This is a genomic window from Vibrio neptunius, from assembly GCA_019339365.1.
Classification (GTDB): Bacteria; Pseudomonadota; Gammaproteobacteria; order Enterobacterales; family Vibrionaceae; genus Vibrio; species Vibrio neptunius.
The window spans coordinates 1081964-1099480 of record CP079860.1 but is presented as its reverse complement, the minus strand read 5'-3'; the positions used below and the strand labels follow the sequence as shown (position 1 = coordinate 1099480).

The 17517-nt window shown below is 44.4% G+C and carries 17 protein-coding genes; 9 read left to right on the top strand and 8 right to left on the bottom strand.

The annotated features are described in order from the left end of the window. Positions 1 to 38: 38 nt before the first annotated feature. Complete coding sequence (locus KW548_21695) at positions 39 to 542, top strand: GNAT family N-acetyltransferase (GenBank protein ID QXX08267.1); 504 nt, start codon at positions 39 to 41, stop codon at positions 540 to 542. 19 nt (positions 543 to 561) lie between these two features. On the opposite strand, the gene KW548_21690 is transcribed toward KW548_21695, so the two are convergent. Together KW548_21690 and KW548_21685 are read right to left on the bottom strand one after the other, a co-directional pair. Next, complete coding sequence (locus tag KW548_21690) at positions 562 to 1536, bottom strand: ecdysteroid 22-kinase family protein (GenBank protein QXX08266.1); 975 nt, start codon at positions 1534 to 1536, stop codon at positions 562 to 564. Further along, positions 1533 to 1820, bottom strand: a complete 288-nt coding sequence (locus KW548_21685; GenBank protein QXX08265.1) for an N-acetyltransferase — start codon at positions 1818 to 1820, stop codon at positions 1533 to 1535. Before KW548_21685 ends, KW548_21690 begins: the two co-directional genes overlap by 4 nt. A gap of 166 nt (positions 1821 to 1986) precedes the next feature. Here KW548_21685 and KW548_21680 point away from each other — a divergent pair, with 166 nt between their 5' ends. Next, positions 1987 to 2724: a flagellar brake protein gene (locus tag KW548_21680; GenBank protein ID QXX08264.1), complete on the top strand. Its 738-nt coding sequence runs from the start codon at positions 1987 to 1989 to the stop codon at positions 2722 to 2724. A 70-nt stretch (positions 2725 to 2794) separates the two neighbouring features. Here KW548_21680 and KW548_21675 read toward each other — a convergent pair whose 3' ends face one another. Further along, entirely contained in the window at positions 2795 to 4225 is a 1431-nt protein-coding gene (locus KW548_21675; protein ID QXX08263.1) for a methyl-accepting chemotaxis protein, read from the bottom strand. 278 nt (positions 4226 to 4503) lie between these two features. Between KW548_21675 and KW548_21670 the strand changes: the two genes are divergently transcribed. After that, positions 4504 to 4965 (top strand): GNAT family N-acetyltransferase, encoded by a 462-nt coding sequence (locus KW548_21670; protein QXX08262.1) that lies wholly within the window; start codon positions 4504 to 4506, stop codon positions 4963 to 4965. A gap of 5 nt (positions 4966 to 4970) precedes the next feature. Here KW548_21670 and KW548_21665 read toward each other — a convergent pair whose 3' ends face one another. Together KW548_21665 and KW548_21660 are read right to left on the bottom strand one after the other, a co-directional pair. Then, positions 4971 to 5867: a DMT family transporter gene (locus KW548_21665; protein ID QXX08261.1), complete on the bottom strand. Its 897-nt coding sequence runs from the start codon at positions 5865 to 5867 to the stop codon at positions 4971 to 4973. Between the two features lie 293 nt (positions 5868 to 6160). Continuing rightward, positions 6161 to 7312, bottom strand: a complete 1152-nt coding sequence (locus KW548_21660; protein QXX08260.1) for a sel1 repeat family protein — start codon at positions 7310 to 7312, stop codon at positions 6161 to 6163. A 348-nt stretch (positions 7313 to 7660) separates the two neighbouring features. On the opposite strand from KW548_21660, the gene nagB reads away from it, so the two are divergent. Together nagB and KW548_21650 are read left to right on the top strand one after the other, a co-directional pair. After that, positions 7661 to 8461: a glucosamine-6-phosphate deaminase gene (gene nagB / locus KW548_21655; GenBank protein QXX08259.1), complete on the top strand. Its 801-nt coding sequence runs from the start codon at positions 7661 to 7663 to the stop codon at positions 8459 to 8461. A gap of 257 nt (positions 8462 to 8718) precedes the next feature. Then, on the top strand, positions 8719 to 10197 hold the full coding sequence (locus KW548_21650) for a DUF1566 domain-containing protein (GenBank protein ID QXX08258.1): 1479 nt from the start codon (positions 8719 to 8721) through the stop codon (positions 10195 to 10197). Between the two features lie 36 nt (positions 10198 to 10233). Here the strand turns inward: KW548_21650 and KW548_21645 are convergent, their stop codons facing one another. Next, positions 10234 to 11013, bottom strand: a complete 780-nt coding sequence (locus KW548_21645) for a PilZ domain-containing protein (protein QXX08257.1) — start codon at positions 11011 to 11013, stop codon at positions 10234 to 10236. A 360-nt stretch (positions 11014 to 11373) separates the two neighbouring features. On the opposite strand from KW548_21645, the gene rsgA reads away from it, so the two are divergent. From rsgA to KW548_21625, 4 genes are all read left to right on the top strand, one after another. Beyond that, positions 11374 to 12429: a ribosome small subunit-dependent GTPase A gene (gene rsgA, locus KW548_21640; protein ID QXX08256.1), complete on the top strand. Its 1056-nt coding sequence runs from the start codon at positions 11374 to 11376 to the stop codon at positions 12427 to 12429. A 206-nt stretch (positions 12430 to 12635) separates the two neighbouring features. After that, positions 12636 to 13859 (top strand): serine/threonine transporter SstT, encoded by a 1224-nt coding sequence (gene sstT, locus KW548_21635; GenBank protein QXX08255.1) that lies wholly within the window; start codon positions 12636 to 12638, stop codon positions 13857 to 13859. Between the two features lie 283 nt (positions 13860 to 14142). After that, positions 14143 to 14625 (top strand): molybdopterin-dependent oxidoreductase, encoded by a 483-nt coding sequence (locus KW548_21630; GenBank protein QXX08254.1) that lies wholly within the window; start codon positions 14143 to 14145, stop codon positions 14623 to 14625. Continuing rightward, entirely contained in the window at positions 14609 to 15727 is a 1119-nt protein-coding gene (locus KW548_21625) for a GGDEF domain-containing protein (GenBank protein QXX08253.1), read from the top strand. Before KW548_21630 ends, KW548_21625 begins: the two co-directional genes overlap by 17 nt. Before the next feature lie 112 nt (positions 15728 to 15839). Here the strand turns inward: KW548_21625 and pstB are convergent, their stop codons facing one another. Continuing rightward, positions 15840 to 16589, bottom strand: coding sequence for a phosphate ABC transporter ATP-binding protein PstB (gene pstB, locus KW548_21620; GenBank protein QXX08252.1), 750 nt, complete (start codon positions 16587 to 16589; stop codon positions 15840 to 15842). A gap of 59 nt (positions 16590 to 16648) precedes the next feature. Beyond that, positions 16649 to 17512, bottom strand: a complete 864-nt coding sequence (gene pstA, locus KW548_21615) for a phosphate ABC transporter permease PstA (protein ID QXX08251.1) — start codon at positions 17510 to 17512, stop codon at positions 16649 to 16651. Positions 17513 to 17517: the final 5 nt, after the last annotated feature.

The following is a 17517-nucleotide window of genomic DNA, read 5'->3' as shown; positions in this document are numbered from 1 at the left end:
TGGTTGAGTCATTTTTAACCAGTCGAGAAGGTAATAATATGGAAATAACAATTCGCCCTACTCTAGTGAGCGATGCAGCCGCAATGTGTGAGATTTATTCACAACCCAAAGCGCTACGTGAAACTCTACAGCTCCCTCAACCATCAGTAACCATGTGGGCACAACGACTGGAAAACATACCGACTGGGATTTATAGCTTTGTTGCGGAAGTGGATGGAAAGGTGGTCGGAAACATAGGCTTCGAGCACTCCCAGCGCCCGCGAACCGCTCACTGTGGTACTTTTGGACTCGGTGTACATGATGACTATCATGGTATGGGGATCGCTAGTAGGTTAATTGAAACTGTGCTGGATTTAGCCGACAACTGGTTGCAAATAAAGCGCGTTCACCTAGAGGTCAATACGGATAACGAAGCAGCGATCGCGTGCTATAAGAAATTTGGCTTTGAAATCGAAGGTGAGGCAAAGAATGCAACGTTCAGAGAGGGCAAGTACCAAAGTACCTATTACATGGCGAGAATGAAGCATGAGTCATTCAGTTAAATCATGCAAAAGGCTTACCTCACGGGTAAGCCTTTAATAACTCAAGAGCACGATGTGTTAACGCTTCAGTATAAGCGTTTATTTTCCAATGATTCGGGCTCCAGCCTTTTAAGAAACGATGAAAATCCGCCCATGCAATCGCAAAAAGCGGCCGCCAGCTTTGCTCGACATCGTTGGCATCAATGTCAGGGTGTAATTTGTTGAGTGCCAGTTTAAGGTGGGAAAAATAGGTATCCAGAATCCAGCTTTCCATTTCATCGCACTGTTCCGGCTCAACCGCACTACTCATAAAGAGAGCGACGTCTTTCATCGCACAGCCTCGCCCTACATACTGAAAGTCTACTGCAGCAGCTTCACCAGCAGGCGTGAAACAGAAATTCGCCAGCTTGGCATCACCATGGATCAACGTCTGGTACGGAGCTTGGCGAAGGACTTGGTCCATGCGGGCCGCGGCTTGCTTTAATACGTGGTCGTCCAACACTTCCAGTTCATCTGGCCTAGTATCCAAGTGCCAATAGCTGCCGAACTCCCACAAGCCTGCTCCCCTTTCTCCGATATGCGATGCATGAAACCAAGCAAGCCACTTTAATACCGACTCCATCTGCATCGGCTGTGCACACTGATGCGTTTCGGTAAAACCCAATTGATGTAAATCTTCCATCACTAAAAGGAGTTCTGTGTCTTGCTGCTCAACAAGAATGGGCTTAGGTTGGGGACATTGACAATGGGCTGCTTGCGCAAAGTTCTGATACCAATGCAGCTCAACCTGATAGGATTTCAGTTTACGCTGATGGGAGAGAGCAGTATTCCAACCTCTAGGGTGATGGGAAGGTTGAGGCAACTGAATATGCTTTATCACAATGCTCGTTTGATCAAGATGTACTCTGACCAGCTCTCCATAACCGCCCCACAAAGGTTGTAAAACCTCTACTCGGTGCAATGTACCGAGCCCTAATCTTAGGCATAAACTCTGATAAATAGGGTGTTGTATCATGAGGGGTCAGCAAGCAGGTGAGACCACTCAGGGTGCCGTGACAAATAATGCACAACATAAGAGCATTCTGGCCTAATTGTCACTCCTTGACGCTCAATCTCAGGCAGAATGGTTTCCATCATTACCTTGCCATAGCCTTTACCTTTGAGCTCTTCAGGTACCTTTGTAGAAATGATGACATAGACATCACCTTGCACATTAAACCTCAAAACACCCTCATAATCCGCTTCTAAATGAACGCGAAAAAGAGAGCTAGCGCTATCAAATGTTAACTTATGTGACATATTGACCTCTAAAAGCGATACATGCGTCGAAATTATTTGCTATGTTGATATTAAAAACTATAACGATATATAAGAAGTTTAACAGTTTGAGAAACAACACTCACTTCTTGAAGAAAAAATAAAACCTGCAGTAAAAATAAGAATAGGCAGGATAAATGGAGGCTAGATGAATACTCAAGCAGTTGCCAACCAAGACAAATCTTCTCCCGTTGCTGCAAAAGAAAGGAGTGTGTCAACCCTTACTAGCACTGATGCTCTGGCCATGCTTGAACATGGAGGTGAGCTTACCATGGGCATTACCACACCAGTTGGAACCACATTCCGGTGTAAATCTACCTTTATAGGTACTCACTCTGTAAACCTTGTTCTAGCCGAATTACCTAAAATTTCTGATGACGATTTGGACTTCTTTTTCCAATCGGGCTTTTGGACGGCAGTACGTGCTATCTCCCATCGGGGCGAAGGCGCGATTGTTCACTTTAGGAGTCAGATTGAGCATGTGCTTACGGAACCTATCCCCATGGTCGCATTAACTATCCCTCATACCATGCAGGTCACCCAGTTACGTAAAGAGCCTCGTTATGACGTCAATCTTGACGCTCGTGTCAATGCCTCAACGCATAAACTCGACTGTCAGATCCGTGACCTATCGAAAAGTGGTTGCCGTTTTATCACAGCACCGCTAAGTCGCGCGTTTCAGGTTGGCGATGAGATTGCTTTAGAAATCAAATCCAGTACGGGCAAATCGAATCAATTCGAGCCTTTGTTCGGCAAGATATGTAATCTGCAAAGCTCACTGCATTACGCTCGCTACGGTGTCCAGTTTGATGAAGCTGGAACGATCAATGCCAAACACTTATTGGCAAACCTAAAATTCGATGGTTCCAAACTGACGCTGCGTTAGCGCCCAATTAATACAAAAAAGGCTTGGGGATGAGTTCAATCCACCAAGCCTTTTTTCTGTATAACGAACCTTAGGTACGATACTGCTTAAGAATGTCAGCGAGAGATAGCGACGCTTTAGTCAGGTTTGCCACCCCTTGAGAAGACTTTTCTGCCACACTACGGATGGTATTCGACTGAGTGCGGATGTCACTCAGCTCAGACGCAATGTCATTGGCCACCGCACTCTGCTCTTCCGCTGAGGTAGAGATCTGAATACTCATGTCCATAATACCGCGCGCCGATTCGGAAATAGATTGAACATCATTGCCAATATCTTCAATCAAGTCACTACTTGTGCGAGCTTGCTCGACAGTCTGTTGAGTAATAGAGGCAATGTTTTGACTTTCAGCCTGCAACTTTTCAATCATTGACTGAATTTCAACGGTCGCCGCTTGAGTACGGCTAGCTAGGGTACGAACCTCATCCGCTACCACTGCAAACCCGCGGCCTTGCTCACCCGCTCGCGCCGCTTCAATCGCGGCATTGAGTGCTAATAGATTCGTTTGCTCTGAAATGGCATTGATCGTCGTGATCACTTCATTTATTTGCGTTGTGTTGTCATTCAAAGTGGCAACGGAGCTCGAAGCCTGCTCAATGTAACTCGACAGTTTGTCTATTTCGTTGATCGCAGACTGAACACGCTTGTGACTGCCATCAATGTGCTGTGAGTCCTGCTCAGTTTGCCCCATTGCTTGCTGTGAAATGTTGGACACTTCTTTCGCGGAAGCGGTCATTTGTTCCATTGCTGTGGCCACAGAATCTAAGGAGCCGTATTGGTTGCTGATCTGAGACTCACTCAACTTCATCTCCTGTTCGAATGAAGCCGAGGTTTCACTTAATGTGTTGGCATTGACCTTAACGTTGTTGACTAAGTCGGTTAACGTATCCATTGCTTTATCAAGTGCACAGCCAATAGTACCAAACTCATCTCGTCCCGGATGAAAACCCAAACGTGAAGTCAGATCACCTTCACCAATCTTTTGAGTCGTGGTGTAAAGCACCCACAACGCACCACCAATAAACGTCGCAACCCAGTAGCAAAATACCGCAAAAGGAATCACCCAAACAAAACTAAAGAAGAAACTGGATAGGGCTTGAGATCGTGCATGCTGATCATGAGACTGGTTGTTTAAGGTCAGTTGGTAGACATTGCCATCCTTACCAGTTTGAGACACGGTCACAATGCCGTTGTTGTAGGCAGGCTTACTGACGCTTGACACCTTAACAATATTGGCTTGGCCGGCTATTGACGCTTCTGTACCCGTACTCAGCATCCCATCAAGTTGATGACTCGCGGCATAAATCGCTGTTTTCTCAATTTGTTCGATTGTAGAGTAATAATTTCCACCAGCGATGCTGCCAACAGCAACAAGAAAAATCGCCAAAATTACCCACATCTTGTCATTGATAGACATTTTAATAAAAAGCTTATCTATCGTTCTAAATTCTACTTCTTTCATGCAACCCCTGCCTCTCCTAACCGAGAACTCCCTATGCGGAATGTTAGTTATGTAAAAATATCGGCCTATAAGAGTTATTTATGAGACATGAATCAAGTAACAATGAAATGTAATACTAATGAAATGTCATTTATGGGATCTAACCCTTACTTATACGATATAAGGTTCCGCAACAGCTCGTTACATCCGCAACATTTAAGCAACTGATTGATTAGCGATGATTGAGAAATTTCTACGGAAGATGTAGATTATTTCTACACCATCAACAAGGAAAAGGGATGAAGATAACAGTCAACGAATTAGACCACCCTGATGTTACCCAATTGCTCCAAGAACACTTGGCGGATATGAACGCGACCTCTCCACCAGAAAGTGTTCACGCTCTGGATACATCCGCCTTAAAAGCGCCTGACGTCACTTTTTGGACTGGCTGGAAAGCAGGGCAGCTCTTGGGTTGTATCGCCATTAAAGAGCTTTCCGAGTCACATGCTGAGTTGAAATCAATGAGGACAACACCTAGCGTGCGAAATCAGGGCGTTGCCTCATCTCTGCTCAGCTACGTCATTGAACAAGCAAAACTGAGAGGTTATCAGCAAATCAGTTTAGAGACTGGATCGATGTCCTTCTTTAAACCTGCCAGAGAACTGTATAAGAAATTTGGCTTTGAATACTGTTCACCTTTTGCTGACTACCAACCGGACCCAAACAGTCATTTTATGACTCTCGATCTAAACAAATAGACGCTCTAAGCCTGCTCAGCAACACGTGATTTCTTCAGCAGCTGGGTAGGAGAGAACCCCGTGACTAACATAGTACCGGACAGCACAAGTAGGGTTCCAGCAAAAGTATTAATGCCTATTGGCTCATCAAGGATCAAGGCTCCCCACATAATGCCAAACACTGGGATCAGAAAGGTTACCGACAGTGCAGACGCGGCGCCCTCATCAGCAACTAGCCGGAAGTAGAGCAGATAAGCCACGCCTGTACAGATGACACCGAGTGCAACCACAGCGAGCATTTCACGGGTGCTTGGTTCACCTTGCATCGGAACAAATGGAAGTAAAGGTAATATCCATAGAACAGCCGCCCACATGTTTCCATGCGCATTTTCAAATGAAGCCACTTTAGGGGCTGTCTTGGTATAGTTGGTCGCAATGCCATAGCAGCAAGCGGCCATAATACCAGCGCCAATGGGCAGGGCTGCACTCACACCGATGTTCACCGCGTCCCAACCAACAAGCACCACAACACCACTGACACCAAGCAGCATACCAAAAATCGCTTTGCCGCTGAGAGTGGATTTATGCCAGAACACCCCTATCAACGCCCCCCATATCGCCGCTGTTGAGTTGAGAACGGACAAGGTCGACGCATTGAGTGTTTGAGCCGCGTAAGCAAACAATAAGAAAGGTAATGCCGTATTAAACAAGCCGATGATCATAAAATGTGAGAAGTGATTTCGGAAGGCTAATTTCTTGCGCAGATAAAGAGAGACTAAAAACAAGCTGATCGCGGCAAAACCCACTCTGAACTCAATCAAATACGCTGGCCCAAACGTATTGGCAGCAATCTTCATAAACAGAAAAGAGCCTCCCCAAATTGCAGCGAGACAGATTAGGCGCAGAAAACTAGCGGTAGACATGGTTTATCCCTCTTATTTTTTGCGCCTAATGTGAATCAATAGTTAAGCAGAATCAATCATTAAATGTGTTACATTTCCGAAAATGGCCACTTTATCAATTCAAGCATTGCCTATGTGGGTTTCAGGATTGTCACCATGATTTGAAAGCCTGCTTGTGAGGTAAGCCTGAGCGTATTTGATTGGACTCATCACCTTACAACAGAAATAACGGCCTCACTCTCACCATTACAGAACAGTGGGCAGAGAAGATGAAGCAATACAAACAAAGCCCCTATTTAATTGAGGGGCTCATCTCATGCTTTATCGATATTGGATTGAGAAAAGTCGAGTTTCTCATTGATGTCAGGCTGAACTTCACTGACATCATCTGAGGAAGTAAGCGGCTCTTGTAACAAATCTAATTCGATCTCCTCTGTGACCTGGTTGCCAAGTGCCTCTTTCTCTTCAAGGGGGATGTTACGCTTATACAACTTGTTTAGAGCTTTGATCACAGAATGTTTACTGACTTTTTTATCCTTGATCTTCTTTAAGATCGGTTTAGATAAGGATTGCAAACCCACAACCGTATCAACACCAATATTCAATGCTACCTGATCACGCAGTACCCTAGCAGGTTCATGGCCGAAATGGCCGGCCAGAAACAGCCAGATATAAGCAATCGCATTACCGTTAGGCCTGTGGTTCATCCAGGCTTCCCCAGCATTATACATAGCATCGCTATGCCCTTTTTCCGCGGCGCGTTCTAGCCAGTAGCACCCTTTGGCATGATCAGCAGCGACACCAATACCGTGAATGTAGTTAAGCCCGAGTTTCATGCGCCCTTCATTGCTCCGGAGCGCAGCTGCCTTGTGATAATATTCGGTAGAAAGACGTGGTTTAGGGTCAGGGTTATGTGATGATGCATACCAGTCACCCAGAAATATCAGGGCGTCGATATGATTCTGTTCAGCTGCCTGTTTTAATATCTGTATCGCTTTGCCAATATTTTCGTCCGTACCGCGACCGAAGAAGAACGCCATCGCCATTTCAAATTTATGAGGGACACTGCCTTCCATGGCAGAAATGCATATCTGCCAAAATTTAGCTTCTTCTTTCAGCACCAAGTCCTGGTTCATCTTGTTGCTGATACGTACGACACCGTACATGCCAGTAACGCTGTCCAGCCGAGCCGCTTTGTCGTACCAATACAGTGCTTCTTTCAATCTTGAACGTTCAGCTTCTTTTGCCAAAAACAATATGGTCGGGATGTGGCCGCTTTCGGCCTTATGAATCCGATCTTCATGTTCTTGCTTGCGATTTTTTTCCATTGCTTTTCGGTAAGCGATCTCACGCTCTTTGCGCTCTTGCTCCAGCCTTTTCTTTCGCAACTGAAGTGCAAGCATCCAAATGAACATGCCAAGCAATAACAAACCGGTTGCCCCAATGGCGATACCTATAACATTCATCTATATCTTATTTTCACCTTCGACTGGCGTTTTGTCGTATGAAATTCTTGTCGGCCAGCCACAACAAAAGTTGAGAATTTATACCGTCTTTACCTAATTGTACCTCACTCCAATGATTCGTTGATGAATAAAATACAAATCCTGCCACAGGAGTACACATTTACATGCTTAATTTTTAACTTAAATTTATATAACAGCACTTAGAAAATTGTAGGAAAAAATAGGCTCTACATTCACTAAAACGAAAAGAAAAGTGAAAAAGATCAAAAACAATAGCTGTGCCAACAAACTTATTTTATAATGCAAATAATGTTTGAAGCATCATATTTCCAATACTAGGGGCAACCAATGAGACTAATCCCGTTAAACAAAGCCGCACAGGTCGGTAAATGGGCTGCGGCACATATAGCCAAACGCATTAACAACTTTCAGCCAAGCGCTGATCGGCCATTTGTACTCGGTTTACCTACTGGTGGTACGCCACTCGCGACATACAAGGCGCTTATCGAACTTTACAAAGCTGGGGAAGTCAGTTTTAAACATGTTGTGACGTTTAACATGGATGAATACATTGGTATTCCAGCAGATCACCCTGAGTCGTATCGCTCTTTCATGTACGAAAATTTCTTCAATCATGTTGATTTACAACAAGAAAATATCAACCTGCTTGATGGCAATGCAACAGATCATGAAGCCGAATGTCAACGCTATGAAGATAAAATCAAATCTTACGGCCGTATTAACTTATTTATGGGCGGCGTAGGTAACGATGGGCACATTGCATTTAACGAGCCTGCCTCTTCTTTATCTTCTCGCACTCGAATCAAAACGCTAACAGAAGATACGCGCATCGCAAACTCACGCTTTTTTGATGGTGATATCAATCAAGTGCCGAAGTATGCTCTGACTATTGGTGTAGGTACATTACTTGACGCAGAAGAAATCATGATCCTCGTTACAGGGCACAATAAAGCCTTAGCGCTAGAGGCCGCTGTAGAGGGCAGTGTCAATCATCTATGGACGGTTTCAGCCCTTCAACTGCACCCTAAATCTGTGATCGTATGCGACGAGCCTTCGACTCAAGAATTGAAAGTAAAGACAGTCAAATACTTCACTGAGCTTGAAGCAGAAAACATCAAAGGTTTCTGACCCCATTTCCCCGTTCTCAAGACATCCATCGAACCGATAATAAATCCGATGCATAATGCGTCGGATTATTGGTTTTCCATGCCTCGTACTTATTTTTGGTTTACTCAATACAAGGGTTAGCTTATTACTCTCCTCGGCATCCTATGCGCTAACGCAATAAGCTCTCTGCCCTTTACGTTCTTTTTACCTGAACACTACTCTCCTTTACACACCTGACGATAAAATTCATCATGTGAATCATTGAGCAAGGATACGTCATGAAGATAAATCACATGGTCATCACCCTGATGGCCTATAGCATCTCTTGGACTAGTTCAGCCAGCCTGACCTACCCTATTGTTGATACAGGCCAAACAGAATGTTTTGACATTAAACAAGCGTCTTCGACCTGCCCCACCTCTTCTGCCGACACTTTCGGTCAGGACGCACAATACGTTGGCAACCATCCCACATACCAAGCCAACATCGACGGCACCGTCACGGATAAGGTGACTGGGCTAATTTGGTCATCAACCACTGATATCAACAACGATGGTAAGATCAACGCCAACGATAAGCTCAGTTATCAAGAAGCGATTGAGTATGTAGACAAGTTACGTCTTGCTGGTTACGACGATTGGCGTTTACCTAGTATCAAGGAACTATACTCTTTGATTTTATTCGATGGCCAAGATCCCAGCGGTTTCAGACAATCAGGGACTGTTCATCTTATACCCTTCATTGATCACCAATACTTTGCAATGAACTCAGGTGATACTGAGTCAGGTGAGCGCTTAATCGACAGCCAGTTTGTTTCTAGTACCAAGTACGTTTCCACCACGATGCGAGGTGATGAGACGGTGTTTGGTGTCAATTTTATTGATGGCCGAATTAAAGGCTATGGGATTGAAAACCCACGTGGTGGCCAAAAGACTTTCTACGTTTTGGCGGTACGTGGCAATAAAATGTATGGACAAAATCAATTCTCTGACAATACAAACGGAACGATAGAAGACACAGCAACTGGACTGTTGTGGCAACAAAGTGATAGTAGAAAAAATATCAAATTTCCTGAAGCTTTGAGTTACTGTCAAAACTTATCACTCGTAGGTCGAAGTGATTGGCGCTTGCCGAACATCAAAGAGCTGCAGTCCATTGTTGATTATTCTCGTTCTCCCAATACATCCAATTCTGGAGCAATAGACCCGATTTTCGAAGCCACTGTGATTAGCAATGAAGCAGGACAAGCAGACTACGCCAACTATTGGAGCAGTACCACTCACCAAAATTTGCATAATGGTGCCAACGCCGCCTATATCGCATTTGGCCGTTCAATGGGATACATGAATAATCAGTGGATAGATGTTCATGGTGCGGGTTCTCAACGAAGCGATCCTAAGTCTGGCAGCACCAACATGTATCCAACAGGTCATGGCCCTCAGGGTGATGCGGTGCGTGTAGAGAACATGGTTAGGTGTGTATCAGGAGGTAACGTTGAGTTTGTACAAAGCCCTACCCAGAGTCAGCGTAGTGCTAAGGCCTTCATGAACAAAGAACAAAGTACAAACTCAATGAAGGCGAAACACATGAATACAATGCCAACTACCACGGGGCGTTTACCCCCTAGGATGGACCGCAATGGTGATGGCAAACTTTCTCGAAATGAGGTTAAGGGTAAACTCGCCCAAGATTTCAGCCGATTAGATAGCAATAATGATGGCTATCTCACTCCAGACGAGATTCCGCCTAAACGATAGTAAAGCTGGGCTTCTGTTGTAAAGAAGCCCATTCAGTCATAATGTGAACTTTTGACTCAGCTGACAGAAGTTTAGCCCCTCAATTAGGCTAGCAACGGGCTCGAGGCTACTTTTCTCAAACTGAACACCAAGTTTACAGTAACGGCTAGTTATTTTTACATTCCTAACTGTTGCTTCAAGCACTTGAGGCTCTACCACTTTATCGCTTTCCGTTTCTTGTATGCTTAACGAGATAAGATCACCAACTTTGTGGTTGGTTAGGTTGCGATCCACTACGATCAAGCAGCCATTGCTCGATATATCGCGAATCTGGCATTTAAAATGATGGGATTGTGGCGCCAGTATTCCCTCCAACGCCAACTCCAATCGAGCACTCTCTCTCAACCCCGCTGCAACCTGAGTCGCGGCAGGCAAAGTGATAAGAAACAAACTGTTTCCCCCAGCCTCAATAACGTACTCCAGCTTACTCTTGAAGTAAATTCTAGCGCCCTCACCTGCCTCAGCAATGACACACGCTTTAATGGCATAGCCTCGCTGAAAAAAAACAGCCACTTCTTTCGGAGAAACTTTTGGCATCTCTAGCAGCATAAGATTGTTGGAGTGAAGACCAATATACTTGGTTTTGCCTTTGAGATTTTTACCTGTAGGAGTCGTGATCAGGAATGCAACTTCACTCAAAGGCTTAACGTCACTGAAGGCGTCTTCACCATATTTGATGTTATCAGAGGGTAACTTGGGGGCTTCTTTCGTCTGGGTAGCATCAGCGGAAGATAGTTCGAGCACTTCAGCTTTCTCGCTTTGCGTCGCTTGTGTCATTATTCTATCACATCCATATAAACCAACTCACATATACAGTTTATAAGCAATCACTCAATATCGGCAACAAAAGTTCGCACAGGCATGACACCCATTTATATTACGCTTAAAAAAGAGTCGATTAGAAGAACAATCACGATTATACTAATCAGTAGTTTACTAAGCTGACCAAAAAATCGAACAGATAACGTTAGGAGGATACGATGATTGTAGCAAGAACCCACCCGGCAGAATTAGTGAAGAATAAATAACCGCAGGTTACACACTTCCCTTCTCTTTGCCCGGTGTAATCATACCGGGGTCTCATGACCCTAGCTGACAATTTTTTGCAGAGACCTTTCTGCATGTCTGGGGTACACAATGTATAACAATCCCAAACAGCCGTTGAACTTAGCTCAACTCGGCTGGAATAACTCGTTTCAACAACAACTGACACTTGAAGAACTTGAACACAGCTGCATTGCACGCGTAGTAGAGCACCATAGAAGTGGATACAAGCTGCTCAGCGAAGATGGTGAAATGACTTTAGCCATACATAAATCACTGCCTATGATGACTGTCGGTGACTGGCTTTTGTTAGATAAACAAAGTGGCTTCGAGCGTTTATTGGACCGCCAATCTTTGTTTGCTCGTAAAGCTGCTGGCAGCAAAGTCGCCGAGCAGCTGATTGCTGCAAACGTGTCCACTTTGTTTATCGTTTGTGCACTCAACGATGACTTCAATCTAAGCCGTATTGAGCGCTATCTGGCCACTTCAAACGAAGCCGAGGTCGAGCCTGTCATCGTGTTAACAAAAGCTGATCTTGTCACTGATGCAGAAGAGAAGCGCCAACAAGTGCAGCAACTCGATCCTTTGCTTATGGTAGAAATGCTCAATGCTTTAGATGGAGAGCAGTATACATCGCTAAGCAGTTGGTGTAAGTCAGGATCCACTGTCGCTTTCATGGGCTCTTCTGGTGTCGGAAAGTCAACGTTAGTCAATGGCTTACTCGGCGAGCCTGTACAATTAACAGGAGGCATTCGAGAAAGTGATAGTAAAGGACGACACACTACCACTGGCCGTTCAATGCACTTCCTGCCAAGTGGCGGTGTCTTAATTGATACACCTGGAATGAGAGAGTTGCAATTGTTTGACTGTGCTGACGGTGTCTCTGAAACCTTCGCAGATATCGAAACGTTGGCAGCGCAATGTCGATTTTCTGATTGCTGCCATCATAGCGAACCTGGGTGCGCTGTCACTGGTGCGATTGAAACAGGTCAACTAGACCATCGCCGACTGAAAAACTATCAAAAGTTACTGCGGGAGCAAGAAAGGAATGGAGCAACCATCTCTGAACGCCGAACCTCCCATAAGCAGCAAACCAAAATGTATCGGAACGTTCAAGCGGCCCGACGTAACCGCAAACAGAGTTTGTAAAATTAAAAAGGGCTCTCAGCCCCTTTTAAGTACAATTCACACAACATTGATAACATTATATTCACACATTAACATTTTCAATAAATTTTCATGCTGAAAATCAATTAATTCTAGACACATTATTTCAACACGCTAGTATTGTCGACCTCAGTTCCAATAACTGAAATTACTAAAATTTTATAAAATAATTCATTGCAGGGATAACTATGCAACACAACTCTATCTTTGCCCGCTTTGCACGTGGAAATCTGGTATTACAGATCCTAGCCGGTATCGTTCTCGGTGTAGGTTTAGCGACTGTGTCACCAGAACATGCGCAAAGTGTTGGTTTACTTGGAAGCTTATTTGTCGGTGCACTAAAAGCCGTCGCCCCCATTCTTGTTTTTATTCTGGTTGCAGCATCCATTGCCAATCAGAAAAAAAACCAACACACTTACATGCGTCCAATCGTGGTTCTGTATCTTTTCGGTACTTTTACCGCAGCATTGACCGCAGTCGCACTTAGCTTCATGTTCCCAACGACACTTACGCTGGTTTCTGGTGCAGAAGGGGCAACACCTCCTCAAGGTATCGCAGAAGTCATGAACACGCTGTTGTTCAAGATCGTTGATAACCCCGTAAGTGCGCTAATGAACGCCAACTACATTGGTATTCTGGCATGGGCCGTTGGCCTTGGTCTTGCTCTTCATCATGCTTCAGGTACAACCAAAGCCGTGTTTGAAGATCTCAGCCATGGTGTTTCTCAGATCGTTCGTTTCATTATTCGCCTAGCACCATTTGGTATCTTTGGCTTGGTATCTTCCACACTGGCAACAACAGGTTTCGACGCACTGGCAGGTTATGCTCAACTCCTAGTTGTTCTGCTCAGCTCGATGCTGTTCATTGCTCTAGTCGTGAACCCGATCATTGTTCTAGTCAAAACTGGCGAAAACCCTTATCCACTCGTATTTCAATGTATACGTGAAAGTGGTGTAACCGCCTTCTTTACTCGTTCAAGTGCAGCAAACATCCCAGTGAATATGGCTCTTTGTGAGAAGCTTAAACTTGATGAAGATACGTACTCAGTATCAATCCCACTGGGGGCAACCATCAATATGGCGGGGGCAGCGATCACTATCACGACACTGACTCTTGCAGCAGTACATACTATGGGTATCGAAGTCGATATCATGACAGCCCTACTTCTAAGTATCGTTGCAGCCGTCTCTGCATGCGGCGCTTCTGGTGTGGCTGGTGGCTCGTTGTTGCTTATCCCATTAGCTTGTGGCCTGTTTGGTATTCCAAATGAAATTGCAATGCAGGTTGTCGCGGTAGGCTTCATTATCGGTGTGGTTCAAGATTCAGCAGAAACGGCTCTCAACAGCTCGACCGATGTGGTGTTTACGGCCGCTGTATGTAAAGCGAAGCAAAAGCAAAAGCAAAAAGCTTAACGCTCCAGCCTGAACACCCAATAGTATCTCAAGCCCAGCGACATGCTGGGCTTTTTGTTTGTCACAAAGCTTATACACAACACGAATACCACCCCATTGTTTTTCAGAAAGATCTCTCTCGCCCCTACTTCCACCTGACCTTATTCAGATTGAATATCTTAGTTTCAGAGACTTAATCCCATTTTATCAACTCATCGAGTAAATTAATTTCCATGGCTAATATCTGAACATATAATTACTAACATAATACTTACTAGTTAACTGTTGTATCGAAGGAAGGTCTATGAGAGGTGTTATTGTCGCCTTTGTGCTTCTGTTTAGCACGCCCTTGTTCAGTGCTGAGTTAGTTGTTGGCATCGATAACCGTCAACCTGAAACTTTGGTTTATGATCAATTGGTTTCCCAATATCCCACAACCTCCTTCACAACCCAACTTCCATGGCAACCAGAAGCCCATGAGTTTACTGGGGTGCGGGTCTCTGACATGCTCGAACAGCTCGGCATTCAAGACACAACCTCAGTGTCATTTATCGCTCTCAATGACTACTCAGCGAGTGTAACGATAGAAAACATTGTGAAGTACGAGCCTATAATCGCGTACAAAATGAATGGCAAGAAAATGAAAGTGCGAAATAAAGGTCCATATTGGCTGGTCTTTAACTTAGACAAGTTCCCTGAGATTGACAACACAACTTTTCATTCTCAAATGGTGTGGCAAATTGGCAAAATAATGATTCACAGAAGTCCTGATGAGAAATCCAACTAGCGTTCGTAGTTTTAACCAGATCCTATCCAGAGCTAAAGTGTTGCTTATCTTTCTCTCTGCGATACTGATCGTCGCAAACTTATACTTTCTGTCAGCCACGCGTGACTTGGCTCGTTCATACAGTGAACAGCAGAACCAAGCAACGTGGTTTCTCTTTCAACTGACAAAAGAGTTTTCTGAACTCAGAACCATCACTGCTCTCGCTGAAAAAGACGACCAACTTTTAGACCGCACAATACTGAAATATGAGCTGACTTGGAGTCGCTTCGAGCTGCTGATAAATAGCCGCGAAGCAGATACTTATATTGCGCTTCCCGGTGCTAAGAGCTTCTTTAGAACCTTATTTGAGCAATTTAAGAGTTTGGAGGGCAAAGTAGAACAATTGCCCGACAACAGAAAGCTCGCACTCAGCCTCGCGGAGGACTTCGAATACCAGTACATGTCGATGATCAACTATGTGAATACAAATTTTCGTATTAAGAGCCCGCTATACCAATCTCAAATGAAACAAGCTCAAGCAATTACACACGCGCAGTTTGTGCTGATGATGTTACTGTTTGCCTGTGTCGGTGTCGTCAGCTATATCATCCACAAAGAAGCGTTGTTTCATAAACAAGTCTCGCTGACAGACTCTCTAACAGGCATTCCAAACCGTTTAGCCTTTATGCGTCAACTCACCGATTACATTGAACAAACCTCTCATTTCTCATTGATTTTGCTCGACCTAAATGGTTTCAAAAAAATCAATGATTCACATGGTCATCAAGCAGGTGACCTAGCGCTGAGGATAATATCGGCGCGTTTAGTCGCATTGATGAGTCGTCACAACCTGTCTGTATTTCGGATCGGTGGTGATGAATTCGCCGTTCTTACCAACTCAGATGATGAAGCAATCATTCAACAACTGTCAGATTCGATTAATCGCTGTTTTGATGAAAGTATCACCATACAAGAGCAAACGGTGTATCTTTCCGCCAGCTTAGGCAGTGCAGCATACCCTCAAGATTCAACCAGCCTTAACCAATTGATCTCCATCGCTGATCAGAATATGTACCAAAAGAAGTTCTCCACCAAAAGCCGAGATAAAAAGTTTACAGCTTAAGAAAACGCTAGCCATAGCCTCAACATTGAAACGTAAAAAAGCCCCTCATTAGGAGGGGCAAAGTACCATCGCTTATTGTTATAGTGATAATGCCAATAAAACAGTAGAGTGATTAACCAAAATCACCATTTACGTATCCCTTGGTACGGTCATCTTTGGGTTCGCTAAAAATAACCTGAGTAGCATCATGTTCAACGAGCTCACCCATTAAGAAGAAAGCCGTGCGGTCAGAGATACGACGTGCTTGCTGCATAGAGTGAGTCACAATAACGATCGTGTAGTTTTTCTTCAGCTCTTCCATCAGCTCTTCAATCTTATGGGTTGCGATTGGATCAAGGGCCGACGTTGGTTCATCCATCAAGATGACATCTGGTTCCATGGCAATCGTACGAGCAATACACAAACGCTGCTGCTGACCACCCGAAAGACCAAACGCATGTGACTTCAAGCGATCTTTTACTTCATCCCAAAGTGCTGCGCTGCGCAGTGAGCGCTCAACGACTTCATCAATGTGTTTCTTGTCTTTAATACCCTGAGCTCGCAGGCCATATGCAACATTTTCATAGATGCTCATCGGGAATGGATTAGGCTTTTGGAACACCATGCCCACTTTAATCCGTAGGTCAGCGACATCAATGTTTCCATAAATGTCCGTGCCGTCCATATCCAACTTACCTGTAATCTTTACCCCTTCAATCAGGTCATTCATACGGTTAAGGCAACGCAATAGCGTAGATTTTCCACAGCCTGACGGTCCTATAAGTGCCGTTACCTGACGTACCGGAATCGGCAAATTAATCGCTTTCAGTGCTTGATTTTCGCCATAAAACAGATCTAGGTTTTCAATATCAAATTTGTTCATTGTCTCTATCTCTTCAATCTTAAATTCGTGTCTGTGCTTGTTGCAGTTAAAGTCGCAGATTAATAATTCGCAGTGTTGAAACGGCTTGCGATTAGCTTGGTGATCATGTTGATCAAGAGAACAACGACAATCAGCACGGTAGCTGTACCATAAGCTTGATTCCACTCTTCAATAGTGAAAAGCTCAGTAGTTAGCTTATATAGGTGAACGGTTAGCGTTCGACCTGAATCAAGTAAAGAATCAGGTATACGAGCCACCATACCCGCAGTCAGAAAGACAGGAGCAGATTCACCTATTACACGACCAATACTAAGAATGACCGAGGTTAAGATACCTGGCATTGCACTAGGCAAAATCAAACGCCAGATGGTGTAAATTTTTGAAGCGCCCAAACCATATGAGCCCTCACGATACGTTTGTGGCACTGCCATCAGTGCTTCTTCCGTAGTACGGATGATCACTGGGAGAATGAGAATACTTAGTGTCAATGCACCCGAAAGAATCGAGAAACCCAAACCTAAGATTGCCACGAAGAAAGTCATACCAAACAGACCGAAAATAATTGATGGGATACCCGCCAATGACTCAGTACAGAATCGGATAACTTTGACAAGTTTACTGCCCACTTTCGCGTATTCGGTAAGATAAATTGCCGTCATAATACCCAGAGGAGCTGCAACCGCAATTGACGCGATTACCATGTAAATTGTCGCTACAATCATTGGGAAAATACCGTGTTCTTCGCCAGTACGAGTGTAGTTGTCAGTAATAAAGTCCCAGTCAACATGCTGCAAACCGTTCGATAAGATGTACCAGATAATCCAGAACAAAAAACCTACCGTTAGTGCCGCCGATGCCCAGACAAAGCCGTTAAAGATAGTATCTTTAAACTGGCGTGATTTCTTTAATTTTGCGCGATCCATAGTCA

Coding starts and splice junctions, on each gene's coding strand:
- KW548_21695 (QXX08267.1), top strand. CDS start 39: ATGGAAATAACAATTCGCCCTACTCTAGTGAGCGATGCAGCCGCAATG.
- KW548_21685 (QXX08265.1), bottom strand. CDS start 1,820: ATGTCACATAAGTTAACATTTGATAGCGCTAGCTCTCTTTTTCGCGTT.
- KW548_21645 (QXX08257.1), bottom strand. CDS start 11,013: ATGACACAAGCGACGCAAAGCGAGAAAGCTGAAGTGCTCGAACTATCT.
- KW548_21680 (QXX08264.1), top strand. CDS start 1,987: ATGAATACTCAAGCAGTTGCCAACCAAGACAAATCTTCTCCCGTTGCT.
- KW548_21650 (QXX08258.1), top strand. CDS start 8,719: ATGAAGATAAATCACATGGTCATCACCCTGATGGCCTATAGCATCTCT.
- KW548_21660 (QXX08260.1), bottom strand. CDS start 7,312: ATGAATGTTATAGGTATCGCCATTGGGGCAACCGGTTTGTTATTGCTT.
- KW548_21630 (QXX08254.1), top strand. CDS start 14,143: ATGAGAGGTGTTATTGTCGCCTTTGTGCTTCTGTTTAGCACGCCCTTG.
- KW548_21625 (QXX08253.1), top strand. CDS start 14,609: ATGAGAAATCCAACTAGCGTTCGTAGTTTTAACCAGATCCTATCCAGA.
- KW548_21675 (QXX08263.1), bottom strand. CDS start 4,225: ATGAAAGAAGTAGAATTTAGAACGATAGATAAGCTTTTTATTAAAATG.
- KW548_21665 (QXX08261.1), bottom strand. CDS start 5,867: ATGTCTACCGCTAGTTTTCTGCGCCTAATCTGTCTCGCTGCAATTTGG.
- KW548_21670 (QXX08262.1), top strand. CDS start 4,504: ATGAAGATAACAGTCAACGAATTAGACCACCCTGATGTTACCCAATTG.
- pstB (QXX08252.1), bottom strand. CDS start 16,589: ATGAACAAATTTGATATTGAAAACCTAGATCTGTTTTATGGCGAAAAT.
- nagB (QXX08259.1), top strand. CDS start 7,661: ATGAGACTAATCCCGTTAAACAAAGCCGCACAGGTCGGTAAATGGGCT.
- KW548_21690 (QXX08266.1), bottom strand. CDS start 1,536: ATGATACAACACCCTATTTATCAGAGTTTATGCCTAAGATTAGGGCTC.
- rsgA (QXX08256.1), top strand. CDS start 11,374: ATGTATAACAATCCCAAACAGCCGTTGAACTTAGCTCAACTCGGCTGG.
- pstA (QXX08251.1), bottom strand. CDS start 17,512: ATGGATCGCGCAAAATTAAAGAAATCACGCCAGTTTAAAGATACTATC.
- sstT (QXX08255.1), top strand. CDS start 12,636: ATGCAACACAACTCTATCTTTGCCCGCTTTGCACGTGGAAATCTGGTA.